The sequence below is a fragment of the Corynebacterium sp. HMSC074C03 genome (assembly GCF_001838285.1).
GTDB classification, from domain to species: Bacteria; Actinomycetota; Actinomycetes; order Mycobacteriales; family Mycobacteriaceae; genus Corynebacterium; species Corynebacterium amycolatum.
On record NZ_KV836249.1, the window covers coordinates 1 to 264 of the forward strand.

The 264-nt window shown below is 50.8% G+C and carries 1 protein-coding gene; it reads right to left on the reverse strand.

What is annotated here, in order from left to right:
• Positions 1 to 264: IS3 family transposase (locus tag HMPREF2847_RS08905; RefSeq protein ID WP_168168379.1), on the reverse strand; the 264-nt coding region annotated here is incomplete at both ends.

The following is a 264-nucleotide window of genomic DNA, read 5'->3' on the forward strand; positions in this document are numbered from 1 at the left end:
CCGGGACAAAGGCACGCGGTGAAATCCCTTCAATTCCCATCAGGCGCATCCGCTTAGCCACAGTCTTGCGATTCAGGGTGATCCGGTAGCGCTCGGTAAGTTCTGCGGTGATCCGGGGAGCACCATAAACCTCATCGGAGTCTTTCCAGATCTGATGAATCTTGCGGTCAACGTCATCGTAAAATGTTGCACGATTATCTTTTCCGGATAGTCGTTTCTGCTGCGTATCAGCCCATTTGTAGTATCCAGACCGAGACACTTTTA